Below are 23,949 nucleotides of genomic sequence, written 5' to 3' on the forward strand. Positions count from 1 at the left end.
AGAGTGGCGACGTGACCATCCGCGTAGCCCTCGAGCACCGCACCTCCTACGAGTTCTCCGAGCCGGTCCGGGTCTACCCGCACACCATCCGGCTCCGGCCGGCACCGCACTCGCGCACGCCGATCCCGAGCTACTCCCTGCGCATCGAGCCCGAGGGCCACTTCCTCAACTGGCAGCAGGACCCCTTCGGCAACTGGCTCGCGCGCGTGGTCTTCCCCGAGCCGGTCCCCCGGCTCGAGATCACCGTCGACCTCGTCGCGGACATGACGGTCATCAACCCCTTCGACTTCTTCGTCGAGGACTGGGCGGCGACCTACCCCTTCGCCTACCCGGAGCAGCTGCGCAACGACCTCGCGCCGTACCTCACCCCGGTGGACGACGGGGGCGAAGGGAGCGGACCGGCGCCGGGCGTGAGCGCCTGGCTGGAGGAGCGGCTGCCGTCGCTGCTCACCGCCCCGCGGGACGCGGCCGCCGGGGAGGGCACGCGGATCGTCGACTTCGTCGTCGCGCTCAACCGCGCGATCCGGGAGAGCGTCGACTACACCGTGCGTCTCGAGCCGGGCGTGCAGACGCCGCAGCACACGCTCGACCGGGGCATCGGCTCCTGCCGCGACAGCGCCTGGCTGCTCGTCTCCGCGCTGCGCCAGCTCGGGCTCGCGGCGCGCTTCGTCTCGGGCTACCTCGTGCAGCTGACCGCCGACCTGAGCGCCGTCGGCGACGACAGCCTCAACGGCCCCGCGCAGGACTTCACCGACCTGCACGCGTGGGCCGAGGTCTACATCCCCGGCGCCGGCTGGGTCGGGCTCGACGCGACCTCCGGCCTGCTCTGCGGCGAGGGGCACATCCCGCTCTCGTGCACCCCGCACCCGACCTCCGCGGCGCCGATCAGCGGCGCGACGGCTCCGACCGACGTCACCTTCGGCTTCAGCAACACCGTGACCCGGATCGCCGAGGACCCGCGCGTCACCAGGCCGGTCTCCGAGGACGACTGGGCCCGGATCAACGCGCTCGGTGCGGCCGTCGACGGCCTGCTCGCCGACGGTGACGTGCGCCTGACGATGGGCGGCGAGCCGACCTTCGTCGCGGCCGGCGGCACCAAGGACCCGCAGTGGCACACCGCCGCCGACGGCGAGGAGAAGCGACAGCTCGCCATGGCCCTCGCCCGCCGCCTGTCGGGGCCGGGCACGCTGCGCCACCACGGCCAGGGCAAGTGGTACCCGGGCGAGCCGCTCCCGCGCTGGCAGATCGCACTGGCCTCCCGGGCCGACGGGGAGCCCCTGTGGCGCGACCCCGACCTGCTCGACGACCCGTGGGGGCCGGCCCGCGAGTCGTCCGACGCCCCCGAGGCCGTGGGGGCCGCGCGCGACCTGGCCCTCGGCATCGCCCGCCGGCTCGGCGTCCCGCCGGAGCAGCTCGTCCCGGCCGTGGAGGACCCGCTCCAGCGGCTCGTGCTCGAGGCCCGCCGCCCGGACGGCGCGGCGCCCACCCCCGGTGACCTCGCGCCCGACGCCGAGGAGGTCTCCGACGAGGCCCGGCGCGCGGCCGCCCTCGCGGCCGTCGACACCGCGGCCGACCCGGACACCCCGGCTGCGTGGGTCCTGCCGATCTTCCCCGCGCCCGACGGCGAGGGCTGGGCGACGACGACCTGGCGCACCCGGCGCGGCTTCCTCGCCCTGGTGCCCGGCGACTCCCCCGCCGGCCTGCGGCTGCCGTTGTCCTCGATCTCGTGGACGGAGGGGCCGACGACACCGGAGCGCTCCCCCTTCGAGCCCCGCGGAGCGCTGCCCGCGCTCGACCCGGCCGCGCTGGAGCCGGTCGACGTCCCGCCCGCCCGCGTCCTGCCGATCGACGAGGCGCCGCGCACGGCGCTCGCCGTGCAGCACCGCGACGGCCACCTCTTCGTCTTCCTGCCGCCCGTCGAGGCCTTCGAGGACGCGCTCGAGATCGTCAGCGCGGTCGAGGGCGCGGCCGCTGAGGTCGGACACCCGGTCGTGCTCGAGGGCTACCCCCTGCCCGGTGACGACCGCGTCCGCACGATGTCGGTGACGCCCGACCCCGGCGTCATCGAGGTCAACGTGACCCCGACCGCCTCGTGGCCCGAGCTCGTCGAGCAGACCGAGGGCCTCTACGAGCACGCCCGCCAGATCCACCTGTCGACGGAGAAGTTCGACCTCGACGGCTCGCACACCGGCACCGGCGGCGGCAACCACCTGACGCTCGGCGGCCCGACCGCGGCCGACAGCCCGATGCTGCGCCGCCCCGACCTGCTGCGCTCGCTCGTCACCTACTGGCAGCACCACCCGGCCCTCAGCTACCTCTTCTCCGGGCGCTTCATCGGCCCGACCTCGCAGGCGCCACGCGTCGACGAGGGCCGGGCGGACACGCTCTACGAGCTCGAGATCGCCTTCGCGCAGCTCGAGCACGTCATCGCGTTGGAGCACGACGAGAGCGCGATCACCGACCCGCTCGACGAGGACCACCGGGCCAGGCGCGGCACCCGCCCCTGGCTCGCCGACCGGCTGCTGCGCCACCTGCTCACCGACATCACGGGCAACACGCACCGGGCCGAATTCTGCATCGACAAGCTCTTCGCCCCCGGCACGGAGCGCGGGCGTCTCGGGCTGCTCGAGATGCGCGGCTTCGAGATGCCGCCGCACCCGCGGATGGCGTTGCTCCAGGCGCTCCTCGTGCGCTCCCTCGTCGCCCGCTTCTGGGTCGAGCCGTACACCGCGCCCCTCGTCCACTGGGGCACGCGGCTGCACGACCGGTACCTGCTGCCGGCCTTCGTCGCCGCCGACCTGCGCGATGTCATCGACGACGTCAACCGCTACCTCGAGCGTGTCGGCGCCGGACGGATCGACCCGGCGTGGTTCGACGCCTTCCTCGAGTTCCGCTTCCCGCGGCTCGGCGACACGGTCATCTCCGGCGTCGAGCTCGAGCTGCGCACGGCGATCGAGCCGTGGCACGTGCTCGGCGAGGAGGTCAGCCAGTTCGGCACCGCCCGCTACGTCGACTCCTCGGTCGAGAAGGTCCAGGTCCGCGCCGTCGGCCTCGTCGAGGGCCGGCACGTCGTCACGTGCAACGGCGTCCCCGTGCCCATGGTCCCCGTCGCCGAGCAGGGCTGGGGCGGACCCGTCGGGGCGAAGGGGAGCACCGGCGCCTTCGTCGGTGGCGTCCGCTACCGCGCCTGGGCGCCGCCGTCGGCGTTGCACCCGACGATCGGGGTCCACGGGCCGCTCGTCTTCGACCTCGTCGACCGGTGGGCCGGCCGCTCCCTCGGTGGGTTCACCTACCACGTGACCCACCCGGGCGGCGTCGCCTACGACTCCTTCCCGGTCAACGCGGCGTCGGCCGAGTCCCGGCGGGCGGCGCGCTTCGTCACCGACGGCCACACCCCCGGGCCGGTCGACGTGTCGGCCCTGCCGGACCCGAGAGCGGGCTTCGGCCCGGCCGTCACGGACTTCCCCGTGACGCTCGACCTGCGGCGCTTCCCCGGGACGGACCACGCCCCCGGCACGGAGGACGAGTTCTCGACGTCCACGCCGGAGGCAGCCGACGCCGGCATGCCTCCCGCGGACGGCGCGCCGGTGGTGGAGACGAGCGCGGAGGGCGCCGTGCAGCGGACGGTCGGGGGCTGACCCGCTCGCTCGGGGTGGCTCGCTAACCGCCCACCACGAGGTGCTGGTGGCCGTCCACGAGCTCACGCACGATGTCGAGGTGCCCGGCGTGCACCGCTGTCTCGGTCAGCACGCGGAAGACGACCTGGCGCCCGTCGGACATGGGGGGCCCGCCGAAGACCTCCGCCGGCGGCCACCAGCGCGGCGGGGCGTCGAGGTCGGCCGTCGCGAGGACCTCGTCGCTGCAGGCGATGCGGTGCCGGTAGAGCTCGACGGCCTCGGCGCCCGTCATGGGCCCGGCCGCCCAGCCGTCGCGCAGGGCGGCGATCGCGGTGGGGTCGGCACCGAGCACAGCCGAGATCCAGAACATCTCGTCGTCGAGGGCGAGATGGTTGAGCAGCCGGGTCACGGTCCAGCCGGAGGGGGCGGCGGCGCGGCCCATGGCGGGCTCGTCGAGGCCGTCGACGGCCCGCAGCACGTGGGCGCGCTCGGTCGCGAGGTGGGTCAGCAGGTGGGCGTCGTCCATGGGCCTAGCGTGGACCGAGCCCGGTCCGCCCGTCGAGCAGCTCGCGGGCGATGTCGAGGTGCCCAGCGTGTCGCGCGGTCTCCTCGACCAGGTGCAGGACCACGTCGCGGACGTCGGTGACGGGCGTCGGCAGGTCCGGTCGGCGCACACCGGGGGGCCGGTCGTCGAAGGCCAGCCCCTCGAGGACGAGGTCGGTCTGCGCGCACTGATCCCGGTAGAAGGCGAGGACGTCATCGACCTCGCGGTCGGACACGAACCCCGACGGTTCCTCGCCGGTCTCCTCCTCGCCGGCCTCCGCCGCGTGCGGACGGGACCGCGGTGGCACGCGGCCGCCGAGCACGACCTGCCCCCAGAGGCGCTCGGCCCCGCCGAGGTGCTCCAGGAGCCCGAGCGGGGTCCACCCGCTCGGGACGACCGAGCTGCGCCACGAGGCCTCGTCGAGGTCGGAGACGATCGCCAGGACGCTGGCCCGCTGCGCCCCGAGAGCGGCCAGGAGCCCGTCGCGCTCGGGGGACGCCGGGCCGGTCACGGGCGCTGCACCGGCGCGTAGGCCGGCCGCAGCGCGGCCCAGCGCTGCGACCAGGACCCGGGCACACGGCCGTCGAGGACGGCCCGCAGGTCCTCGAGGTGCGCCTGCCACCCGGCGCCGTGGTCGGGTGCCTGCTCGACGGGGATCCCCCGCTCCTCGACGACGAGGCGCGTGCCCCCGCCCTGGGCGCTCAGCACGGCCTCGATGGTGGTCTCGTCGGCAGCACCGGGCTCCATCGTGAGCAGCAGGCGGTGCGGTGCCTCGCAGACCTCGACCCGACCGCCACCGTCCCACCCGCTGGTGAAGGAGGCACGGAAGAGACCACCCGGTCGCAGGTCCCCCTCGACGCTCGCGACCCACCGGCCCAGCCGCGCGGGCTCGGTGATCGCGTCCCACAGGTCGTCGATGTCCGTGTCGTACACGTCCTCGACGTGGACGACCGGCACGCCGTCGGCCACCCACACCTCACCCAGCAGCCCGCTCCTGCCCATCGGTGCCATCACTCGCTCCTTCGTCGCTCTCGTCGGCCCCGCGCCACCTCGGTGTGCAGTGCCTGCATCCGGTGCTCCCAGTCCTGCCGGCGCTGCTCGAGCCAGTCACCGACCTCGACGAGCCCGTCGGGGCGCAACCGGTAGATCCGGCGCTGCCCCTCGCGGCGGACGTCGACGATCCCCGCCTCACGCAGCACCGACAGGTGGCGCGAGACCCCGGGTTGGGCGATCGGCACGAGTGCGCCGAGCTCGCCCGCGGCCGCCTCGCCGGCACTGAGCGCCTCGACGATGACCCGCCGGTGCGGGTCGGCCAAGGCGTGCAGCACGGCGTCCATGGGTCGGAGCATACACAGGTCGATATATATCGTGCTGGACATTCACATGCATTGCGCACAACTCAATTGCGTGCAATGCTCATCGGGTGCAGACGAACCAGCAGCTCGACCACCAGGTCTGCTTCGCGCTCTACTCGGCGTCTCGGGCGGCCACGTCGGCCTACCGCGAGGCCCTCGCGGAGCTTGGCCTGACGTACACCCAGTACGTCACGCTGCTCGCCCTGTGGGAGCGCGACGCCCAGGCGGTGTCCGAGCTGGGCGAGGCGCTGCGTCTCGACAGCGGGACGCTCTCCCCCCTCCTCGGGCGCCTGTCGGCGAGCGGTCTCGTCGAGCGCCGGCGCACCGGCCCCGACGCCCGTCGCGTGACGGTCCACCTCACCCCGGCCGGGCGCGCGCTCGAGTCCCGGGTCGCCGAGGTCCAGCGCCGTCTGTACGACGCCGTGGACATGGAGCCGGAGGAGCTGGCCACCCTGCGCGAGCTCGCCCAGCGCTTCTGCGAGTCCGCGGCACGCCTCGACCACCCCACCACCGAAGGAGCACGATGAAGACCATCTACACCGCAGAGGCCCTCGCCACCGGCGCCGGTCGGGACGGCCACGGCCGCACCTCGGACGGCCGGCTCGACCTCGACCTCGCCATCCCGCAGGAGATGGGCGGCTCCGGAGAGGGCACCAACCCCGAGCAGCTCTTCGCCGTCGGCTACGCGGCGTGCTTCCACTCCGCGCTGCAGCTCGTCGCCCGCCAGGCGAAGGCCGACGTCACCGACTCCTCCGTCGGCTCCCGGGTGCACATCGGCCCGACCGACGCCGGCGGATTCCAGCTGGCCGTCGAGCTCGAGGTCACCCTGCCGCACCTCGACACCGAGACCGCCCAGCAGCTCGCCGACCGGGCCCACGAGGTCTGCCCCTACTCCAACGCCACCCGTGGCAACATCGACGTGACCGTCACGGTCACCCAGGACTGAGGCCCATGAGCGACATCCCCACCACCACCCGGCAGATCGTCCTCGCCTCGCGCCCCACCGGCGCCCCGACGAGCGACAACTTCCGCCTCGAGGACGTCGACCTGCCCGAGCTCGCGGACGGCCAGGTCCTCGTGCGCAACGTCGTCATGTCCGTCGACCCGTACATGCGCGGCCGGATGAACGACGTGAAGTCCTACGTCGCCCCCTTTCGCGTCGACGCGCCGCTCGACGGCGGCGCCGTCGGCCAGGTCATCGCCTCGCGCTCCCCCGACGTCGTCGTGGGGCAGCACGTCCTGCACGGCTCCGGCTGGCGGGAGCACGCGGTCCTGCCGAGCGGGTCCGTCACGGTCGTCGACACCGACAGGGCCCCCGCGTCCGCCTTCCTCGGCGTCCTCGGGATGCCGGGCCTCACCGCCTACGTCGGTCTCACCGCGGTCGCCGAGATGCGCGAGGGGGACACCGTCTTCGTCTCCGGCGCGGCCGGGGCCGTGGGACAGCTGGCGGGCCAGATCGCCAAGGCGCTGGGCGCCGGGCGCGTCGTCGGCTCCGCCGGCTCGGACGACAAGGTCGCCCGCGTCCTCGAGCTCGGCTACGACGCGGCCTTCAACTACAAGACGGCGCCCGTCAGCGAGGGGCTGCTCGCCGCGGCTCCCGACGGCATCGACGTGTACTTCGACAATGTCGGCGGTGACCACCTCGAGGCGGCGATCTCCTCCCTTCGCCTGCACGGGCGGGTGGCCCTGTGCGGCGCGATCTCGCAGTACAACGCGACCGACCCCACGCCCGGGCCGCGCAACCTCATGCAGGCGATCGGCAAGGGGCTGACCCTGCGCGGCTTCATCGTCGGTCAGTACCCCCGGCTCGCCGGCGAGTACCGCGAGCGCGCCGCCGGCTGGCTCGCGGAGGGACGGCTGCAGGCTGACGAGACCTTCCGCGACGGCCTGGACGCCGCGCCGCAGGCCTTCATGGACCTGCTCGAGGGCGCCAACACCGGCAAGATGCTCGTCCGCCTCTGATGTCCACCTCGCTCATGTGGTTCCGCCGGGACCTGCGGCTGCGCGACCACCCGGCGCTGCACGAGGCCGCCTCCCGCGGGCCGGTGCTGCCGCTCTTCGTCGTCGACCCGTCGATGTGGGGGCCGGCCGGCCGCGCGAAGACCGCCTGGCTGGCCGCCACCCTCCGCGCGCTCGACGCGTCCCTCGACGGGCGGCTCGTCATCCGCCTCGGCGACCCGGCCGACGTCGTGCCGCGCGTCGCCCGCGAAGTGGGAGCGACCTCGGTGCACGTGAGCCGGGAGAGCGAGCCGGGCGGCGTCGAGCGCGACCGTCGGGTCGTCGCGGCGCTGCGCGAGCTGGGGGTCGAAGGGGTCGCCACCCGTTCGCCCTACGCCGTCGACCCCGGCTCCGTGAGGACGAAGGGGGGTACCCCCTTCAAGGTCTTCACCCCCTTCGCCGCGGCCTGGCGCGAGCACGGCTGGGACGAGCCGCTGGACGCCCCGCGCGGTGTCGAGTGGGTCGAGGCCGACGACGACGGTCGCGTCGCGGCGATGCTCGACCGGGCCGAGCGCGAGTGCCCGATCGACCTGCCCGCGGCGGGGGAGGACGCCGCCCGGCGCCGCTGGGAGCGCTTCCGCGACGGGGCCCTGGCCGACTACGCCCACGACCGCGACCTGCCGGCCGTGGAGGGGACCTCGCGCATGTCCGCCGACCTCCACCTCGGGGTGGTCCACCCCCGCCAGCTCCTGGCCGACCTGCGCGGTGCGCGCGGAGACGGGGCCGAGACCTACCGCACGGAGCTCGCGTGGCGGGAGTTCTACGCCGACGTGCTGTGGGCCAACCCGGACTCGGCCCACGAGGACCTGCGGCCGCTCCCCCTTCGCTACGCCGAGCCGCAGGACGCGATCGAGGCCTGGCGCGAGGGCCGTACCGGCTACCCGATCGTCGACGCCGGGATGCGGCAGCTGCTCGGGGAGGGCTGGATGCACAACCGGGTACGGATGGTGACGGCGAGCTTCCTCACCAAGGACCTGCACGTGCGGTGGCCGCTCGGCGCGCAGCACTTCCTCGACCACCTGCTCGACGGGGACCTCGCGTCCAACAACCACGGCTGGCAGTGGGTCGCCGGCACCGGGACGGACGCGTCGCCGTACTTCCGGGTCTTCAACCCCGTGACCCAGGGCAAGCGCTTCGACCCCGACGGCGAGTACGTGCGCCGGTGGGTGCCGGAGCTCGCCCACCTCGAGGGCGCGGCCGCGCACGAGCCGTGGAAGCACGACTCCGGGTACGCCCACGGCTACCCGGAGCGGGTCGTCGACCACGCCGAGGAGCGCCTCGAGGCTCTCGCCCGCTACGACGCGGCGACCTGACGCGCGACGGTCGTCGTCACCCGCGTCAGGCTGGGCGTGACCGGCGTCGAGCTGAACCCGAAGCGCGGCGCCGGGCGCACCGGGGCGAGCCCGCCGAGGTCCGCGCCCTCCCAGGTGCCGGTCAGGGAGGTCACGTGGTGCTGGTCGTGCGCGCCGTAGTACTCGCGCCGCCCCCCTCCGGCGCTGCCCACCGTCCGCACCCCCGGCAGGAGTCGCCGCGCGACCGGGTCGGCGAGGTGGGCGAAGACGCGGCTGCGGCCCACCCTCTCGGGCAGGGGTCGCAGCAGCCTGCCGACCCGCGTGCGGGTGCCCAGCCCCAGGCGGCAGGCCAGCGGTCCCGCGTCGAGCTGCCAGGTGTCCCCGTCGACGCGCAGCACCACCGGGCAGAGCCGGACCTCGTCGAAGGTGTAGGTCGCGGCGACGTACTCCGCGACGGCCCGGTCCGGCGCGAGCAGGACCCGGCGGTCGTCCGCCGTCGCGACCATCACGTCGGTGAAGGAGCCGAGCGGTGAGGTCGACCAGTCACCGATGACCAGACGCAGCCCGCTGCTGCTCCCGGCGCCGAGGATCCGCCCCCGGAAGCGGTCGAGCACCAGGGCGCCCACGCGCTCAGCCCGCCGTGACGCGGGCGAGGGTGAGCGAGAAGTCCCCGGCGTCGTCGGTCCACGTCGCCGCCGTCTCGAAGCCGTGGCCGGCCAGCTCGCCACCCAGCGCGGCGAGGTCGAACTTGCGGGAGATCTCGGTGCGCAGGTGCTCCCCCTCCGGCAGGTGCCAGGTGCGCCCGATGGCGGTGAAGTCCGCGGTGACGTCCCGCACCGCCCGCAGGCGCATCTCGATGCGCGAGGAGTCCTCGTCCCACGCCGCCTCGTGGACGAGGTCGGCCCGGTCGAGCCCGGTGACGGGGGTGGTGCCGGTGATGACGTCGACGAGGTTGAGGTTGAACTGCGCCGTGACCCCGGCCGCGTCGTCGTAGGCCGCGACGAGACGCTCGCGGTCCTTGACGAGGTCGGCGCCGAGGAGCAGGTGGTCCCCCGGGTCGAGGGCGGCGTGGATCATCCGGAGGAAGACCGCGCGCTCCTCCTCCTCGAAGTTGCCGATCGTCCCGCCGAGGAAGGCGAGCAGCCGCCCGCCGGGCTCGCCGGACAGGGGTGGCAGGCGGTGGAAGTCGGCGACGGCCGGCTCGACCCGCAGGCTCGGGTAGTCCGACCGGAGCCGGTCCGCGGCCTCCAGGAGCACCTCCTTGCTGATGTCGAGCGGCGCGTACAGCGTGCTGCGGCCGCCGGCCGTCAGGGCATCGAGCAGCTCGCGCGTCTTGGTCGCGGTCCCGGCCCCCAGCTCGTGCAGGCTCCGCGCGTCCGTGAGCGCGACGATCTCGGTGCTGCGCCGGCGCAGGATCTCGTGCTCGGCGCGGGTCGGGTAGTACTCGGGCAGCGCGGTGATCTCGTCGAAGAGGCGGCTGCCGCGCTCGTCGTAGAACCAGCGCGGCGGCAGCGTCGGCGGGTCCGCCCACAGCCCGGCGCGCAGGTCGGCCTCGAGCTCCTCGCGGCTCATCGGGCGAGGCGCAGTCCGGAGAAGGCCCAGCGTGAGGCGGCGGGGAAGAAGTTGCGGTAGGTCGTGCGCGGGTGGTCGGGCGGGGTGATCGCCGACGCGCCGCGCAGGACGTGCTGGTCGTTCATGAACTTGCCGTTGTACTCGCCGACCGCACCCGGCGCCGTCTCGAAGCCGGGGTAGGGCACGTACGCGCTCGCCGTCCACTCCCAGACGTCGCCGACGGTCACCTCGGCCGCGCGAAGGGGGTGGCAGCGCTCCGGGTCGAGCAGCCCCCCGCGCACCTCGCGCCCGCTCGCCGCGCGCGCCTCCCACTCCTGCTCGGTGGGCAGGCGGTGGCCGGCCCAGCGGGCGAAGGCATCGGCCTCGAAGAACGAGACGTGGCACACCGGCTCGGCGGCGACCACCGGTCGACGGCCGGAGAGGGTGAAGGTGGTCCATCCCCCGTCGTCGTCCTCGCGCCAGTAGCCCGGCGCGCGCCACCCGGCGGCCTGCACGCTCGCCCACCCGTCGGAGAGCCACAGGTCGGGGCGCGCGTAGCCGCCGTCGGCGATGAACTCGAGCCACTCGGCGTTGGTGACCTGGCGGGCGCCGATCTCGACGTCCTCGAGCCACACCCGGTGGCGCGGGCGCTCGTTGTCGAAGGCGAAGCCCGCACCGTCGTCACCGACGTGGGTCACCCCGCCCGGGACGTGGGTCCAGCGCAGCGGGTCGGGGACGGTCGCCGGGTCGGCGTCCGGGGCCCGCTCGACGTAGACCGGTTGCAGGACATTGCCCGACAGCAGGTGCTTGAGGTCCATGAGGAGCAGCTCCTGGTGCTGCTCCTCGTGGTGGCAGCCGAGCTCGACGAGGGCGACCTGCGCCTCCTCCAGCGTGCCCGCCTCGAGCCGCTCGGCCACCTGCTGCTCGACATCGGCCCGGTAGGCCGCGACCTCCGCGACGCCGGGGCGGGTCACGTGGCCACGGGCGGCGCGGGGGTGCCGCTCGCCCACCGCCTCGTAGTAGCTGTTGAAGAGGTACCGGAAGGCAGGGTCGCGCGGCCGGTAGCCGGGATCGGCGCCGAGGACGAACTCCTCGAAGAACCACGTCGTGTGGGCGCGGTGCCACTTCGCCGGGCTCGCCTCGGTCATCGACTGCGGGGTCTGGTCCTCGGGGCTGAGGTCACGGGTCAGCCGGTCGGTCCGCTCACGGACGCTGCGGAAGCGTCCGAGCAGCGACGTGACGTCTGCGCGTGGGGCGGTCGTGGTCATGCTGTCCTCCATGCGACGGGGGTTGACGACCACCGCCGGGCACCGGGAGATGTGGAGCTTCGGACAGGGACGACGCTACGCCAGACCCCCGACAGGCGCCCGCTCAGAGGGAGACGGTCCCGCTGTCGCCGAGGTCGGGCCGGCTGTCGCTGACGAGGCCCTTGGCCATCTGCACGACCGTCGCGATGCTGCCGGGCGTGGCCCAGTAGCGGGCGGTCTCCGCGGTCACCGTGAGCAGGGTGTTGGCGGGGTTGTCGGCGTCGCCCTCCATGAAGGCGCCGGCCGAGGGGTCCCACAACCGCTCGAGCAGCTCGCGGTCGTCGTTGCGGGCGGCCGTGCCGCTCAGGCTGACCCAGCCGTCGTCGCTCGAGTAGGTGACGTTGACCTGCGGGTTGGCGGCGATCGCGTGCATCTTGTCCGAGTCGGCCTCGGTGATGAAGTGGACCGTCCCCGGGTCGTCGAGGTCCTGGGTGCCCATCGGCACGGAGACCAGTCGTCCGCCCTCGACGTAGGTGAGGACGGCGATCCTGGTGTCCTCCATGATCTTGGTGACGGTGTCGATCTCGTCTGCGGCCATCGTGGCTCCTCGGGTCGTCGTGCGGTGGGTCCCTAGGCCATACCCACCCGGCACCGCGCGACACGTCCTGGCGAGGCTTGGCCTCAGAACCAGCGCCGCACCGTCGCGACGTAGTCGCCGTACCTCGACCCGAAGGTCGCGAGCATCGCCGCCTCCTCCTCGGGGATCTGGAAGAGGTCGATCACCCCGACGAAGACCGCGACCGGGAGGAGCGCGAGCAGGTCACGCCGATGGATGGCGTGCCCCGTGAGCAGGAGGGCGTCCCCGAGGTAGATCGGGTTGCGTGAGTGCCTGAAGATGCCATCGCGCACGAGCGCGGTCGCCCCCTCGGGGTGCATGGGGTCGAGCGTGGTCCCGGCCGATCGGATCTGCCGGATGCCGGCGCCCATGAGGGCGACACCCGCGACGGCGACCGCCGCACCGAGCGCGGACGTGGCGGCTGACGTCGAGCCGCGCGCCAGCACCCGCTGCGCGGCGAGCGACGCCAGCCCGACCACGGGGGGTGAGCGGAGGATCGACGGGATGTCCATGCACCCAACGGTAGTGAGGTGCGGTGGCCGGGGACACCCCCTTCGACCTGGTCCTGCCCGCCGCCCCTCGCCGAGAAGCGGGCGATGGCCGCCATCGCGCCTGGATAGCAGCCATCGCCCACGTCTCGAAGGGGGGTCAGGTCGGGCGCGTGGCCGGAGCGTTCTTCGTGGTCATCTCCGGGTCGCGCTCGATGTGGCCCTCGAGGGCCTCGTCGATCGCGACCATGGCCTCCGGGGAGAGGGTGACGCCCGAGGCGGCGACGTTCTCCTCGACCTGCTCGGGGCGCGAGGCGCCGATGATCGCGGCGGCGACGTTGGGGTTCTGCAGCACCCAGGCGACGGCGAGCTGGGCCATCGACAGGCCCGCCTCGTCGGCGATCGGGCGCAGCTGCTGCACGGCGGTCAGCAGCGCCTCGTCGCCCACGCGGCCGGCAATCGGCTTGCCCGCCTCCTCGTGGGTGGCGCGCGAGCCGGCGGGCGGGGCCTGACCGGGCTGGTACTTGCCGGTGAGGATGCCCTGGGCGATGGGGCTCCAGACGACCTGCGAGAGCCCGAGCTCCTCGCAGGTCGGGACGACGCGGTCCTCGATGACCCGCCAGATCATCGAGTACTGCGGCTGGCTGGAGATGAGGCGGATGCCGAGCTGCTGCGCGAGCGCGTGCCCCTCGCGGATCTGCTCGGCCGTCCACTCGCTGACGCCGATGTAGAGCGCCTTGCCCTGCCGGACGACGTCGGCGAAGGCCTGCATCGTCTCCTCGAGCGGGGTCTCCGTGTCGAAGCGGTGCGCCTGGTAGAGGTCGACGTAGTCGGTCTGCAGCCGCCGCAGCGAGCCGTCGATCGACTCGCGGATGTGCTTGGCCGAGAGGCCGGAGTCGTTGGGCCCACCGGGCCCGGTCGGCCAGTAGACCTTGGTGAGGATCTCGAGCGACTCGCGCCGCTCGCCCTTGAGTGCCTCGCCGAGGACGCTCTCCGCCTTGGTGTTGGCGTAGACGTCGGCGGTGTCGAAGGTGGTGATGCCGTGGTCGAGCGCGGCCCGCACGCAGGCGGTGGCCGCGTCGGCCTCGACCTGCGACCCGTGGGTCAGCCAGTTGCCGTAGGCGATCTCACTGATCTTGAGACCGCTGTTGCCGAGGTATCGGTGCTCCATGGGGCTCACGCTAGTGCCCGCGCACCCCGACCGTCGTCCCGTCAGGGGGTGACGTTGAGGCGACCGAGCACGGTCGCGGCGAGGTCGGCGTCGCCGGTCACCTCGACCGCCGCCTCCTCCGGGGTGATGCGACCGCCGGTGAGGAGGAGCCAGGTGGCGTCGTCCATCTCGAGGGCGACGTCGCTCCCTTCGCTCGGGTCGAAGGGGGCCGCCCTCCCGTCCTCGCCCACCCGGGCCGCGAGCACCCGCCCCTGCGGTCCGGTGATCGTCGCGACCACCGACGTGCCGACGGGCAGGCGGCGCAGGGTCATCGGGAAGACCTTCGTCATCAGGCCGGCGACGTGGGCGGCACCGACGCCGGTCGTCGTCATCGGTCGCCCGGTGGCGCGGCGGATGTCCTGCTCGTGGACCCACAGGTCGATCGGGCGGTTGCGCAGGAGGGTGCGCAGGTCCCAGCCGAGGTCACCGACGATGCCGGGCGCCGGGGTGCCCGGGTCCGACTGGTCGAGGGCGGCGAGGACCTCGCGGCGCGCGACGCAGGCGGTCTCGAACTCGTCGAGCAGCGTTGCGGCAGAGCGCTCCCGGCGGGCGGCCACGCCCACCCCGGTGAGGTCGGTCGGCATCGGTTGGTTGGCGCCCGACTCCACCGCGACGCGGCCGCCCTCGGGCTGGTCCATGCCCGCCGCCTCGGACTCGAGGTGTGCGAGGTGGGCGAGCACGTCCTTGACGGTCCACCCCGGCAGGGCCGGCCGGTCCCAGTCGTCGTCGCCGAGCTCGCGCAGGACGGCGAGCAGGTCGCGGGAGGTCTCGTCCCACAAGGCCAAGGGGTCCGGTCGCGTCATGCTGGTCAGCGTAGGGCGAGGTCGTGGGGAGCGCTCCCCATCGCCCCGCGGCTGCTGCCGGACCTAACGTGTGCCGAGGACGTCGGAGAGACATCGAGGGGAACAGATGAGCCAGACCGTGAGCCACGGCAGCAACGCCGAGCGCCTGGACGACATCGCCGGCAACCTCCAGAGCCAGAGCCACCGGGTCGACGACATCGCCGAGCGAGGTACGGCGATGGTGCACGTGCTCGAGGACGCGTGGCAGGGCGGCGACCTGGAGCACTTCTGCCACGAGTGGACGGCGGCGCGGCAGCAGGTCGCCCAGGCCGCTCAGACCCTGCAGCAGGCCGTGGACCGCCTGCGCGCCGAGGCCGACCAGCAGCGCCGCACGAGCGACGACGGCGGCCCGGACCGGGGCGTCGGTGGGTCCCGTGAGCCGGTGAGCCCGGACAACAACGACGCGCGTGACGGGTTCGGCAGCTGGCTGCGCCGGCTCTTCGGCGACGACCCGTGGAGCGGCACGCAGGACCCGGGAGCAGGCCAGGGCCGGCTGCCCGAGGGCGCCGACCCGGACGACCCGATGATCCAGGAGATGCAGGCGACGCCGCAGGGTCGCGCCACCCTCGACTGGATGGCGCGCAACGGCATCGAGATCATCGTCGACCCCAACCAGCAGGGCGCGATCTACGACGCAGGGCTGAATGCGATGGTCATCGGTCCCGGGTACGACGACTCGTCGACGATCATCCACGAGGCCAGCCACGCGCGGTGGGACGCAGAGGACCGCCCCGTCGGGGCCACGGAGGTGCCCCGGGACGAGTACCTCGACAACCGTCTGCGCGACGAGACCGAAGCCGTGGCGACCGAGGTCAGCTATGCGAAGCAACAGCGCGAGGCCGGGATGGACGTCCCGGTCAGCAGGGCCGAGCAGGACTACGACGCCGCGCGCCAGAGCGCCATCGACGCGGGCCAGTCCCCCGAGGAGGCCGACCAGGCGGGCCAGGACGCCATCTACGAGCTCTTCACCAGTGGCTACTACACGACCTCCAACACCGGTCAGACCTACCCCGAGTACTACGGGTCCCACTGGGACTCGGTGAACTGACGAGGAACCGGTCGAAGATGGGTAGCGTCGAAGGACCATGGAGCTGATGTCACGACCTCGACCCCTGCGGCACGTCTGGGCCATGACCGCCGCGGCCCTCTGCCTCGTGCCCGTGTCGGCGTGCGCTGGGGACACCACGACCGACCCGAGCACGACCCAGGCACCGACCCGGAGCACGACAACAGGAGGCAAGGACATGCAGGAAGAGATCGCCACGACCCTGGAGGCGACCAGCCCGACGATCGCGCGGGCCGTCCGGGCCGACACCACGAGCATCTCCCCCATCGAGGCAGCCGCCCTCGGGGACTGGCAGGTCGTCGACGTCCTGCCGAGCGGTGGGGGTCACCCGCAGCGGTGGTTCATGGGGATCAAGGACTCCGGTCGTGAGGTCGTCGTCCTGAGCGGCTTCCCCGAGCGCTGGGAGCAGGTGATCGAGGGGGCCCGCGTGACCAGCGCGGACGAGGCGGAGGAGCTCGCCGCCGTCCACGCCGACGCCACGCGGGACATGACGAAGGGCTACGCGCGCCTGTCCTCCGTCGACGACATCCCGTTCGTCCCCACGCCCTCCGAGGAGGAGACGGCCCGGATCGAGGCCGTCCGCCGTGACCACGCCGATGACATCTCCGCCGCCACGGTGACGGGCGACGGGCCGTGGACCGTGGAGCTGTGGACGGTGACTGACGGCGACCTGGTGCGGCACGACGTGACCGTGGGGACGGACGGGGCGATCACCGATGCCACCGAGGTCGTGGAGGCCGACCTGCCGGTCCCCGAGACGGTCTGAGGAACGAGCGGCTGGCACGATCAGGGGATGACCGACTCCGAGGGATCCCCCCTTCGTACCGTGCTGCTCGGGTGCGGCGACCTCGGCATCCGCGTCGGGACCGCCCTGCTGGCCGGCGGCCACGAGGTGACCGGTGTGCGGCGCAACGTCGCCGCGCTGCCGGAGGGCTTCCACGGCGTCGCCGCCGACCTCGCCTCCGGGGACGTCCCGGACCTGCCCGCGGACCTGCTCGTCATCTCCCTCACCCCCGACCGCCGGGACGAAGGGGGGTACCGCCGCGCCTACCTCGACGGGGTCCGCGGTGGGCTGGACGCCGTGCTGCGCGCCGGGATGCCGCGGCGAGCGGTGCTCGTGTCGTCGACGAGCGTGTACGGCGACCTCGAGGGCGACCTCGACGAGACGACTCCCGTTGCGCCGCAAGCGGATCGACCCAAGATCCTGCTCGAGTCCGAGGCCCTCTTCCGCGCGGCGCTCCACCACGGGAGCATCCTGCGGTTCAGCGGGCTCTACGGCGCGCCCGGCAACCGGCTCGTGCGCATGACCCGCGAGGGCCACAACGCCGACCCCGGCCGCTGGACCAACCGCCTCCACCGCGAGGACGCGGCCGCCGCGATCACCCACCTGCTGACGATGGCCGCGGAGCCGAGCGACCTCTACGTCGGGACCGACGACGAGCCGGCCCTGGCCGGGGACGTGCGGGACTTCGTCGCCGACGAGCTCGGGGTGCCGCGCCCGGCGCCGACCGGGGTCGAGGAGCCGCACGGACGCCGGATGCGCAACACGCGGCTGCGGTCGAGCGGGCTGGAGCTGCGGTACCCGACGTACCGGGAGGGGTACCGGGCGCAACTGCTGCTCGACCGCTGATCCTGCATTTGTAGGCTGCGGCCATGGATCTGCAGGAGATGCTCGACCGGGCCGGGACCGGCACCCTCCACGTCGAGGAGGGCTGGGGCCAGGGACGGGCCACCTACGGCGGCCTCGTCGCCGGGCTGGCCCTCGCCGCGCTGCGTGCGCAACTGCCGGACGCCCCTCCGCTGCGGCACCTCATGGTCAGCTTCGTCGCGCCGCTGGCGCCGGGGAGCGCCCGGGCCGAGGTGACGACGCTGCGCCGGGGCAAGAACGCCACCCAGGCGCAGGCGCACGTGGTGCAGGACGGCCAGGTCGTCGCGGCTGTGCTCGCCGCCTTCGGTCGGGAGCGCGAGTCCACGATCTCGGTGCCGCACGAGAGCGGCGCGATGCCGGCGTTGCCCGCGCCGGAGACGATCGAGCCCTTCCCGCACGTCCCCGGCGCGTCGCCCGACTTCTTCCAGCACGTCGAGATGCGGTTGGCCGACGGCGGCTTCCCGTACACGGGCGTCGACACCTCGCACCTGCACGGCTTCATGCGCTTCCGGGAGGCGCCGCCGGGCTTCGACGAACGGCACTTCGTCAGCCTCGCCGACGCGTGGCCGCCCGCGGTCATCCAGATGCTGTCGCAGCCGGCCCCCGGCAGCAGCCTGACCTGGTCGCTCGAGATCACCGACGACGTCGCGGCCGAGCCCGACACCCACTGGGCCTACGCCGTGCGCACCGACCGCGCCGAGGGTGGCTACGCCCACACGGACGCGCGGATCTGGCACCCGGACGGGCGCCTCGTCGCGATCAGCCGGCAGACGGTGGCCGTCTTCGGCTGAGCGGCGCGGTCACGCCGGGACCACCGACGACACGACGAAGGAGCGCGACCCGTGGGTCGCGCTCCTTCGTCGTGCGGCGTGGGGTCAGCGGTTGCGGCCGCTGCTGCTGGAGCTGAAGGCCACGACGCTGCCGCCGCGGCTGCCACCCTGGCGGGCGGACCCGCCGCCCTGGCCACCGGAGCGACGCTGGCCGCCCGAGGCGCCGCGCGACTGACCGCCGCCGGAGCCGCCACGGCCCTGGCCGGAGCCGCCGCCGTTGCGGTTGCGCCCGGCACCGCCGCGCTCACCGCGCTGACGCTGGCCGTCCTGGCCGCCCTGGCCGCTGCGGGACTGGCCGCCACGGCCACCACCGCGGGAGCCCCCCTTCGCCCCGCCCTGCTGCTGCGGGACGTCGGCGACGAAGCCACCGGGGAAGGTCCGCTCGCCCGGGGCCAGCTCCGCGAGGAGCTCGTGCCCGACGGCGACGCGGGTGGTGGTGGGCTTGATGCCGGCCTTGCGGGTGAGGTCGCGGACGTCGCGGACCTGCTCGTCCGTCATCAGCGTGACGACGGTGCCCTCGGCACCGGCGCGGGCCGTGCGACCGGAGCGGTGCAGGTAGGCCTTGTGCTCGACCGGCGGGTCGGCGTGGATGACGAGCGAGACGTCGTCGACGTGGATGCCGCGGGCGGCGATGTCGGTCGCGACGAGGGTCTGCGCGCTGCCGGAGTGGAAGGCCTCCATCGTCCGGGTGCGCGCGCCCTGGCTGAGGTTGCCGTGCAGCTCGACCGCGGGGACACCGGCGGCGTTGAGCTGGCGGGCCATCTTCTTGGCGCGGTGCTTGGTGCGGGTGAAGACGACCTTGCGACCCGGCGCGGCGACGAGGTCGGTGAGGACCGGGAGGTGGTCGTCGTTCCTGATGTGCAGGACGTGGTGGGTCATCTTCGCGACCGGCGACTGCGCCGAGTCGGCCTCGTGGGTGACCGGCTGCTCGAGGTAGCGCTTGACGATCTGGTTGATCGCGCCGTCGAGGGTCGCGGAGAAGAGCATCCGCTGGCTGCCGCGCGGGGTCTTGTCGAGGATGCGCTTCACGCCCGGCAGGAAGCCGAGGTCGGCCATGTGGTCGGCCTCGTCGAGGATCGTGATCTCGATCCCGGAGAGGTCGACGTGGCCCTGCTGCATGAGGTCCTCGAGACGGCCCGGGCAGGCGACGACGACGTCGACGCCGCGCGCGATGGCCTGGACCTGCGGGTTCTGGCCGACACCGCCGAAGACGGTGCGGCTGCGCATGCCCAGGACGGAGGCGAAGGGAGCCAGCACGTCATCGATCTGCGTCGCCAGCTCGCGGGTCGGCACGAGGATCAGGGCACGGGGGCGCTTGGGCTGCGGGCGCCGGTTGGCCTCGGCCAGGCGGGCGAGCATCGGCAGGACGAAGGCCAGGGTCTTGCCCGAGCCGGTGCGGCCGCGGCCGAGGACGTCCCGGCCGGCGAGGGAGTCCGGCAGCGTCGCTGCCTGGATCGGGCTGGGGATGGTGATGCCGTCCTGCTCGAGGATCGAGGTCAGGGCGGTGGGCACGCCGAGGTCGGCGAAGGTGTTGGTCACGAAGGGTGCTCCAGACGGAGTCATGATGCTTCGGTTCTGCCCGGCGCGGGAGCCAGCCTGCGGCAACGCAGGGGACGATCGCGGCGCGATGGCATCGGTGCAATCAAAGAAGCAGCTCGCTGCAGAACTGGGCGGCTGCTGTGTCGAGTGTAGCGGGCGAAGGGGGCGGTCCTGACCACGGGGTGGCCGGACGGTTGTGTGTTCAAGTGGTAGCTGAGGGGACCGGCGCATGCTCAGAGGGCGCTGCCGGCATGAGGGACTACCGGTTCAACGCACAACCTGACCAGTCATGCAGCTGCGGTTCAGCTACGACCCGACGAGGTGAGCTGACACCCCCTTCGACCGAGCTCAGGGTGACCACATGACGCACCGGACCCGCCCCGTCCCCGACCACACCGCCGAGCTGACCGCCCTGCGCGCGAGGCTCTACTCACCGGAGCTGAGCCCGCTCGAGGCAGCCGGGATGCTCGCCGCCGTAGAGCTGCTCCGCCGGCACGAGCAGGGCAGCTTCGAGATCTGCCAGAACCCGAGCAGCGTCGCGCTCGTGCGGCTGTGTCTCGGGCGGCGCTTCGAGCTCGTGCACGACGAGGACGAGGAGTGCACCTGCTGCTGCCACGACTGACGTCGACAGCCAGCCGCAGTTCGTAGCGCGCGAGGGGCGGTCGATCAGATGACGCCCTGGGCCACCATCGCGTCGGCGACCTTGATGTAGCCGGCGAGGTTGGCGCCGGCGACGTAGTCACCCGGGCTGTCGAACTCCTCGGCGGTGGCCACGCAGTTGGTGTGGATGTCGCGCATGATCTCCTCGAGGCGCAGCTCGGTCTCCTCGAAGCCCCAGGAGTCGCGGCTGGCGTTCTGCTGCATCTCCAGGGCGGAGGTGGCGACGCCGCCGGCGTTGGAGGCCTTGCCCGGGGCGTAGAGGACCTCGGACGCGCGGAAGGCCTCGATCGCACCCGGCACGCAGGGCATGTTGGCCCCCTCGGCGACGAGCTTGACGCCGTTCTTGATCAGCGTCGCGGCGTGCTCCTCGGAGAGCTCGTTCTGGGTCGCGCACGGCAGGGCGACGTCGCACGGCACGTCCCAGATGGTGCCGTCGGCGATGTGGCGGGCGGACCCCCCCTTCGCCTCCGCGTAGTCCGTGAGGCGACCGCGCTGGCGCTCCTTGATCTCCTGCAGGAGGCCCAGGTCGATGCCGCCCTCGTCGACGACGTAGCCGCCGGAGTCGGAGACGGCGACGACCGTGCCGCCGAGCTGGTGCACCTTCTCGACCGCGTAGATGGCGACATTGCCGGAGCCCGAGACGACGACCCGCTTGCCCTCGAGCGAGTCGTCCTTGACCGCGAGCATCTCCTGCGCGAAGAACACCGTCCCGTAGCCGGTCGCCTCGGTGCGCACCTGCGAGCCGCCCCACGACAGGCCCTTGCCCGTGAGGACACCGGACTCGTAGGTGTTGGTGATCCGCTTGTACTGGCCGAAGAGGTAGCCGAGCTCGCGCCCGCCCACACCGATGTCGCCGGCCGGGACGTCCGTGTACTCGCCGATGTGGCGGTACAGCTCGGTCATGAAGGACTGGCAGAACCGCATGATCTCCTGGTCGGAGCGGCCCTTGGGGTCGAAGTCCGACCCGCCCTTGCCGCCGCCGATCGGCATGCCGGTCAGCGAGTTCTTGAAGACCTGCTCGAAGCCGAGGAACTTGATGATCGACAGGTTGACGCTCGGGTGGAAGCGCAGCCCGCCCTTGTACGGGCCGAGCGCGGAGTTGAACTCCACGCGGAAGCCGCGGTTGATCTGCACGTCGCCGGAGTCGGTCACCCACGGCACGCGGAAGATGATCTGACGCTCCGGCTCGACGATCCGCTTGAGGATCGACCACTGCGCGTACTCGTCGACGCGGCCGGCGATCGGGCTCAGCGACTGCATGACCTCGTAGACGGCCTGGTGGAACTCCTTCTCACCCGGGTTGCGGGCGATCACCTCGTCGAAGTGGGCCTGGAAGTTCGGGTGCAGCGCGGAAGCGGTCATGCGGGCTCCTCGAGAGGCGGGCGGGGGTCTGACCTCACGTTAGCCGGGCAGGCACGAGGGGGTCGCAGGCGTTCTGCAGGTGAGAAGGGGTCCGTGGCAGGGTTGGGGCATGAGCACCCAGGTGAGCCGCCAGTCCGGTCCGGACCGCTTCGAGATCACGAGCGAAGGGAAGGCGGCCGGGTTCGCGCAGTTCGCCGACCACGACGGGCGCCGGGTCTTCTTCCACACCGAGATCGACGAGGAGTTCGGCGGGCAGGGCCTCGCCGGCACCGTCGTCGAGCAGGCCGTCGCGGCCACCCGCGCGGAAGGTCTGACCGTCGTCCCCGTCTGCCCCTACGTCAAGAAGTGGCTCGGCAAGCACCCCGAGCACGGCGACATCACCTCGCAGCCCACCCCGGCGGACCTCGCCGCGATCGACGCGTGAGGGTCGCGACCTTCAACATCAACGGCATCCGGGCGGCGCAGCGCAGGGGGTTCGAGACCTGGCTCGCCGAGCGCCGGCCCGACGTCGTCGCCCTGCAGGAGGTCCGCTGCCCACCCGAGCAGCTGCCGAGCGGGGTCTTCGGCGACCACCACCTGGCCTACGAGCCGGGCCACATCGCCGGCCGCAACGGCGTCGCCGTCCTCACCCGCACCCGCCCCGCGGCCGTGCGCACCTGGGACGGCGAGGTCCTGGTGCGCGCCCCCGGCGAGGAGCACCTGCACACCGAGCCCTCCCCGCCCGGCACGATGGCGCGCGGGTTGTCCCCCTTCGCCTCGGAGGGGCGGTACATCGAGGTCGACCTCGCCGACGCTCCCGTGACCGTCGCGTCGTTGTACCTGCCGAAGGGGGGCCTGCCCGCACACCTGCAGAAGCCCGGTGGGCGTGAGGTCCCCGACGGCGGCGCGAGGTACCAACGCAAGATGCGCTTCCTCGCCTCCTTCGCCCGACAGCTCGACCGCTCCCGCAAGGCGGCCCGCGCCGCCGGTCGGGAGTTCCTGCTCCTCGGCGACCTCAACATCGCGCACACGCCCCAGGACCTCACCAACTGGCGCAGCAGCAGCAGGTCAGAGGGGTTCCTGCCCGAGGAGCGCGAGTGGTTCTCCTCGATCGTCTCGCCGCGCACCCTCGTCGACGTCGTCCGCGCGCAGCACCCCGACGCGTCCGGCCCGATGTCGTGGTGGTCGTGGATGGGCGGGGCCTTCGACCGGGACACCGGCTGGCGGATCGACTACCACCTGGCGACGCCCGGCCTGGCCCGGCGAGCCGTGACCGCCGGGACCGACCGCCCGGCGAGCGGTCCCGAGCGGGTGAGCGACCACGCCGCGGTCGTCGTGGACTACGCGGACTGACCCTTCGCGACGGTTGCTTCGCGACCTCCTCAGGGAGCGGTGGTTAAGTTGGCCCCATGAGTGACGTCACCGTGCTGCACAACCCGAAGTGCTCGACCTCCCGCGCCGCCGTCGAGGCCGTCGACGCCGCCGGCACGCAGGCCGAGGTCGTCCAGTACCTCAAGGAGCCCCTCGACGAGGCGGCCCTGCGCGAGCTCATCGGCAAGCTCGAGGACGAGCCGACCGACCTCGTGCGCCGCGACTCCTTCTTCAAGGAGCAGGGCCTGACCGACGCCGACGTCGCGACCGTCGACCAGGTCGTCGCCGTGCTCGTGGAGCACCCGCGCCTCATGCAGCGCCCGGTGCTCGTCAAGGGCGATGTCGCGATCATCGGCCGCCCCAAGGAGCGGGTCGCGCCCTTCCTCGCCGGCTGAGCGACGCTCAGACCTGCAGCTCGCCCATCTCGTCCCAGCCGGTCCCCTCGACGGTGCGGCTGATGATGCGGGGCGTCTCGGCGAGGGTCGGGCGCATCGCCTCGAGCCCCTGGGCGAAGTGGTCGCTCGTCACGTGCGCCTCGCCCGCGTCGTCCTGGAAGGCCTCGACGAGCACCCACTCGTCATCGGCCTCGATGCTGCGGCTCCACTCGAAGAAGATGTTGCCCGGCTCGGCCCGCGTGGCCTCGGTGAACTCCCGGACGATCTGCGGGAAGCGCTCCGTGTACTCGGGCTTGGTGCGGTACTTCACGACGATGAGGATCATGCGCCCACGCTAGC

The 23,949-nt window shown here is 73.1% G+C and carries 27 protein-coding genes; 13 read left to right on the top strand and 14 right to left on the bottom strand.

All coding sequences use genetic code 11. The features are described 5' to 3' along the window. Window positions 1-11: 11 nt before the first annotated feature. Window positions 12-3,638 (top strand): transglutaminase family protein, encoded by a 3,627-nt coding sequence (locus tag JT1_RS12955; protein WP_082807665.1) that lies wholly within the window; start codon window positions 12-14, stop codon window positions 3,636-3,638. A 22-nt stretch (window positions 3,639-3,660) separates the two neighbouring features. On the opposite strand, the gene JT1_RS12960 is transcribed toward JT1_RS12955, so the two are convergent. The 4 genes from JT1_RS12960 to JT1_RS12975 are packed head-to-tail and all read right to left on the bottom strand — an operon-like array spanning window position 3,661 to window position 5,498. Beyond that, window positions 3,661-4,143, bottom strand: a complete 483-nt coding sequence (locus JT1_RS12960) for a mycothiol transferase (RefSeq protein WP_068327161.1) — start codon at window positions 4,141-4,143, stop codon at window positions 3,661-3,663. Between the two features lie 4 nt (window positions 4,144-4,147). After that, entirely contained in the window at window positions 4,148-4,672 is a 525-nt protein-coding gene (locus JT1_RS12965; RefSeq protein WP_068327164.1) for a DinB family protein, read from the bottom strand. Further along, window positions 4,669-5,172, bottom strand: a complete 504-nt coding sequence (locus JT1_RS12970; RefSeq protein WP_068327167.1) for an SRPBCC family protein — start codon at window positions 5,170-5,172, stop codon at window positions 4,669-4,671. The genes JT1_RS12965 and JT1_RS12970 overlap by 4 nt, the downstream gene beginning before the upstream one ends. After that, on the bottom strand, window positions 5,172-5,498 hold the full coding sequence (locus JT1_RS12975; protein ID WP_068327170.1) for an ArsR/SmtB family transcription factor: 327 nt from the start codon (window positions 5,496-5,498) through the stop codon (window positions 5,172-5,174). The genes JT1_RS12970 and JT1_RS12975 overlap by 1 nt, the downstream gene beginning before the upstream one ends. An 86-nt stretch (window positions 5,499-5,584) precedes the next feature. Between JT1_RS12975 and JT1_RS12980 the strand changes: the two genes are divergently transcribed. From JT1_RS12980 to JT1_RS12995, 4 genes are read left to right on the top strand one after another with little or no spacing between them, the layout of a single operon-like run. Continuing rightward, a complete protein-coding gene (locus JT1_RS12980) occupies window positions 5,585-6,043 on the top strand; it encodes a MarR family winged helix-turn-helix transcriptional regulator (protein WP_068327173.1) in 459 nt (152 codons plus the stop codon). Further along, entirely contained in the window at window positions 6,040-6,462 is a 423-nt protein-coding gene (locus tag JT1_RS12985; protein ID WP_068327176.1) for an organic hydroperoxide resistance protein, read from the top strand. Before JT1_RS12980 ends, JT1_RS12985 begins: the two co-directional genes overlap by 4 nt. A 5-nt stretch (window positions 6,463-6,467) precedes the next feature. Continuing rightward, on the top strand, window positions 6,468-7,478 hold the full coding sequence (locus JT1_RS12990) for an NADP-dependent oxidoreductase (RefSeq protein ID WP_068327179.1): 1,011 nt from the start codon (window positions 6,468-6,470) through the stop codon (window positions 7,476-7,478). Next, entirely contained in the window at window positions 7,478-8,827 is a 1,350-nt protein-coding gene (locus tag JT1_RS12995) for a cryptochrome/photolyase family protein (RefSeq protein ID WP_068327181.1), read from the top strand. Before JT1_RS12990 ends, JT1_RS12995 begins: the two co-directional genes overlap by 1 nt. Here JT1_RS12995 and JT1_RS13000 read toward each other — a convergent pair. The 7 genes from JT1_RS13000 to JT1_RS13030 all read right to left on the bottom strand — a co-directional run bounded on the left by JT1_RS13000 (window position 8,809) and on the right by JT1_RS13030 (window position 14,721). Next, window positions 8,809-9,432, bottom strand: a complete 624-nt coding sequence (locus JT1_RS13000) for a hypothetical protein (protein ID WP_169701999.1) — start codon at window positions 9,430-9,432, stop codon at window positions 8,809-8,811. The two genes, JT1_RS12995 and JT1_RS13000, sit on opposite strands and share 19 nt — an antisense overlap. Window positions 9,433-9,436: 4 nt before the next feature. Further along, window positions 9,437-10,378, bottom strand: coding sequence for an L-histidine N(alpha)-methyltransferase (egtD, locus tag JT1_RS13005; RefSeq protein WP_068327184.1), 942 nt, complete (start codon window positions 10,376-10,378; stop codon window positions 9,437-9,439). After that, entirely contained in the window at window positions 10,375-11,625 is a 1,251-nt protein-coding gene (egtB, locus tag JT1_RS13010; protein ID WP_255218323.1) for an ergothioneine biosynthesis protein EgtB, read from the bottom strand. The genes egtD and egtB overlap by 4 nt, the downstream gene beginning before the upstream one ends. Window positions 11,626-11,728: 103 nt before the next feature. Beyond that, window positions 11,729-12,202: a pyridoxamine 5'-phosphate oxidase family protein gene (locus JT1_RS13015; protein ID WP_068327187.1), complete on the bottom strand. Its 474-nt coding sequence runs from the start codon at window positions 12,200-12,202 to the stop codon at window positions 11,729-11,731. Window positions 12,203-12,285: 83 nt separating this feature from the next. Then, complete coding sequence (locus JT1_RS13020) at window positions 12,286-12,732, bottom strand: methyltransferase family protein (RefSeq protein WP_082807666.1); 447 nt, start codon at window positions 12,730-12,732, stop codon at window positions 12,286-12,288. Window positions 12,733-12,868: 136 nt separating this feature from the next. Then, window positions 12,869-13,879 (bottom strand): aldo/keto reductase family protein, encoded by a 1,011-nt coding sequence (locus tag JT1_RS13025; RefSeq protein ID WP_068327190.1) that lies wholly within the window; start codon window positions 13,877-13,879, stop codon window positions 12,869-12,871. A gap of 41 nt (window positions 13,880-13,920) precedes the next feature. Continuing rightward, window positions 13,921-14,721, bottom strand: coding sequence for a maleylpyruvate isomerase family mycothiol-dependent enzyme (locus JT1_RS13030; RefSeq protein WP_068327193.1), 801 nt, complete (start codon window positions 14,719-14,721; stop codon window positions 13,921-13,923). Window positions 14,722-14,827: 106 nt separating this feature from the next. On the opposite strand from JT1_RS13030, the gene JT1_RS13035 reads away from it, so the two are divergent. The 4 genes from JT1_RS13035 to JT1_RS13050 are packed head-to-tail and all read left to right on the top strand — an operon-like array spanning window position 14,828 to window position 18,265. Next, window positions 14,828-15,808: a hypothetical protein gene (locus JT1_RS13035; protein ID WP_068327195.1), complete on the top strand. Its 981-nt coding sequence runs from the start codon at window positions 14,828-14,830 to the stop codon at window positions 15,806-15,808. Between the two features lie 46 nt (window positions 15,809-15,854). Next, on the top strand, window positions 15,855-16,592 hold the full coding sequence (locus JT1_RS13040) for a hypothetical protein (RefSeq protein WP_169702000.1): 738 nt from the start codon (window positions 15,855-15,857) through the stop codon (window positions 16,590-16,592). 27 nt (window positions 16,593-16,619) lie between these two features. Then, window positions 16,620-17,456, top strand: coding sequence for a Rossmann-fold NAD(P)-binding domain-containing protein (locus tag JT1_RS13045; protein ID WP_068327201.1), 837 nt, complete (start codon window positions 16,620-16,622; stop codon window positions 17,454-17,456). A 23-nt stretch (window positions 17,457-17,479) separates the two neighbouring features. After that, the gene (locus JT1_RS13050; protein WP_068327204.1) at window positions 17,480-18,265 is read left to right on the top strand and encodes an acyl-CoA thioesterase; all 786 of its coding nucleotides are present in this window, start codon (window positions 17,480-17,482) and stop codon (window positions 18,263-18,265) included. An 84-nt stretch (window positions 18,266-18,349) separates the two neighbouring features. Here the strand turns inward: JT1_RS13050 and JT1_RS13055 are convergent, their stop codons facing one another. Continuing rightward, window positions 18,350-19,867, bottom strand: coding sequence for a DEAD/DEAH box helicase (locus JT1_RS13055; protein ID WP_068327207.1), 1,518 nt, complete (start codon window positions 19,865-19,867; stop codon window positions 18,350-18,352). A 337-nt stretch (window positions 19,868-20,204) separates the two neighbouring features. Here JT1_RS13055 and JT1_RS13060 point away from each other — a divergent pair, with 337 nt between their 5' ends. Then, window positions 20,205-20,465, top strand: coding sequence for a hypothetical protein (locus JT1_RS13060; protein WP_068327211.1), 261 nt, complete (start codon window positions 20,205-20,207; stop codon window positions 20,463-20,465). A 44-nt stretch (window positions 20,466-20,509) separates the two neighbouring features. On the opposite strand, the gene gdhA is transcribed toward JT1_RS13060, so the two are convergent. After that, the gene (gene gdhA, locus JT1_RS13065) at window positions 20,510-21,865 is read right to left on the bottom strand and encodes an NADP-specific glutamate dehydrogenase (RefSeq protein ID WP_082807668.1); all 1,356 of its coding nucleotides are present in this window, start codon (window positions 21,863-21,865) and stop codon (window positions 20,510-20,512) included. A 109-nt stretch (window positions 21,866-21,974) separates the two neighbouring features. Here gdhA and JT1_RS13070 point away from each other — a divergent pair, with 109 nt between their 5' ends. From JT1_RS13070 to JT1_RS13080, 3 genes are read left to right on the top strand one after another with little or no spacing between them, the layout of a single operon-like run. After that, entirely contained in the window at window positions 21,975-22,289 is a 315-nt protein-coding gene (locus JT1_RS13070) for a GNAT family N-acetyltransferase (protein ID WP_068327214.1), read from the top strand. Continuing rightward, entirely contained in the window at window positions 22,286-23,197 is a 912-nt protein-coding gene (locus tag JT1_RS13075) for an exodeoxyribonuclease III (protein ID WP_068327216.1), read from the top strand. The genes JT1_RS13070 and JT1_RS13075 overlap by 4 nt, the downstream gene beginning before the upstream one ends. Before the next feature lie 56 nt (window positions 23,198-23,253). Further along, the gene (locus tag JT1_RS13080) at window positions 23,254-23,610 is read left to right on the top strand and encodes an ArsC/Spx/MgsR family protein (RefSeq protein ID WP_068327219.1); all 357 of its coding nucleotides are present in this window, start codon (window positions 23,254-23,256) and stop codon (window positions 23,608-23,610) included. 7 nt (window positions 23,611-23,617) lie between these two features. Here JT1_RS13080 and JT1_RS13085 read toward each other — a convergent pair whose 3' ends face one another. Further along, window positions 23,618-23,935, bottom strand: a complete 318-nt coding sequence (locus tag JT1_RS13085) for a putative quinol monooxygenase (RefSeq protein ID WP_068327222.1) — start codon at window positions 23,933-23,935, stop codon at window positions 23,618-23,620. Window positions 23,936-23,949 lie beyond the last annotated feature (14 nt).

It is taken from the genome of Janibacter terrae NBRC 107853 (assembly GCF_001591405.1).
Lineage (GTDB): Bacteria > Actinomycetota > Actinomycetes > Actinomycetales > Dermatophilaceae > Janibacter > Janibacter terrae.

Excerpts from the sequence above, each read along its gene's own strand:
- JT1_RS12960 (WP_068327161.1), bottom strand. The coding sequence starts at position 4,143 with ATGGACGACGCCCACCTGCTGACCCACCTCGCGACCGAGCGCGCCCAC.
- JT1_RS12970 (WP_068327167.1), bottom strand. The coding sequence starts at position 5,172 with ATGGCACCGATGGGCAGGAGCGGGCTGCTGGGTGAGGTGTGGGTGGCC.
- JT1_RS12975 (WP_068327170.1), bottom strand. The coding sequence starts at position 5,498 with ATGGACGCCGTGCTGCACGCCTTGGCCGACCCGCACCGGCGGGTCATC.
- JT1_RS12985 (WP_068327176.1), top strand. The coding sequence starts at position 6,040 with ATGAAGACCATCTACACCGCAGAGGCCCTCGCCACCGGCGCCGGTCGG.
- JT1_RS12990 (WP_068327179.1), top strand. The coding sequence starts at position 6,468 with ATGAGCGACATCCCCACCACCACCCGGCAGATCGTCCTCGCCTCGCGC.
- JT1_RS12995 (WP_068327181.1), top strand. The coding sequence starts at position 7,478 with ATGTCCACCTCGCTCATGTGGTTCCGCCGGGACCTGCGGCTGCGCGAC.
- egtD (WP_068327184.1), bottom strand. The coding sequence starts at position 10,378 with ATGAGCCGCGAGGAGCTCGAGGCCGACCTGCGCGCCGGGCTGTGGGCG.
- egtB (WP_255218323.1), bottom strand. The coding sequence starts at position 11,625 with ATGACCACGACCGCCCCACGCGCAGACGTCACGTCGCTGCTCGGACGC.
- JT1_RS13015 (WP_068327187.1), bottom strand. The coding sequence starts at position 12,202 with ATGGCCGCAGACGAGATCGACACCGTCACCAAGATCATGGAGGACACC.
- JT1_RS13020 (WP_082807666.1), bottom strand. The coding sequence starts at position 12,732 with ATGGACATCCCGTCGATCCTCCGCTCACCCCCCGTGGTCGGGCTGGCG.
- JT1_RS13025 (WP_068327190.1), bottom strand. The coding sequence starts at position 13,879 with ATGGAGCACCGATACCTCGGCAACAGCGGTCTCAAGATCAGTGAGATC.
- JT1_RS13030 (WP_068327193.1), bottom strand. The coding sequence starts at position 14,721 with ATGACGCGACCGGACCCCTTGGCCTTGTGGGACGAGACCTCCCGCGAC.
- JT1_RS13035 (WP_068327195.1), top strand. The coding sequence starts at position 14,828 with ATGAGCCAGACCGTGAGCCACGGCAGCAACGCCGAGCGCCTGGACGAC.
- JT1_RS13040 (WP_169702000.1), top strand. The coding sequence starts at position 15,855 with ATGTCACGACCTCGACCCCTGCGGCACGTCTGGGCCATGACCGCCGCG.
- JT1_RS13045 (WP_068327201.1), top strand. The coding sequence starts at position 16,620 with ATGACCGACTCCGAGGGATCCCCCCTTCGTACCGTGCTGCTCGGGTGC.
- JT1_RS13050 (WP_068327204.1), top strand. The coding sequence starts at position 17,480 with ATGGATCTGCAGGAGATGCTCGACCGGGCCGGGACCGGCACCCTCCAC.
- JT1_RS13055 (WP_068327207.1), bottom strand. The coding sequence starts at position 19,867 with ATGACTCCGTCTGGAGCACCCTTCGTGACCAACACCTTCGCCGACCTC.
- JT1_RS13060 (WP_068327211.1), top strand. The coding sequence starts at position 20,205 with ATGACGCACCGGACCCGCCCCGTCCCCGACCACACCGCCGAGCTGACC.
- gdhA (WP_082807668.1), bottom strand. The coding sequence starts at position 21,865 with ATGACCGCTTCCGCGCTGCACCCGAACTTCCAGGCCCACTTCGACGAG.
- JT1_RS13070 (WP_068327214.1), top strand. The coding sequence starts at position 21,975 with ATGAGCACCCAGGTGAGCCGCCAGTCCGGTCCGGACCGCTTCGAGATC.
- JT1_RS13080 (WP_068327219.1), top strand. The coding sequence starts at position 23,254 with ATGAGTGACGTCACCGTGCTGCACAACCCGAAGTGCTCGACCTCCCGC.
- JT1_RS13085 (WP_068327222.1), bottom strand. The coding sequence starts at position 23,935 with ATGATCCTCATCGTCGTGAAGTACCGCACCAAGCCCGAGTACACGGAG.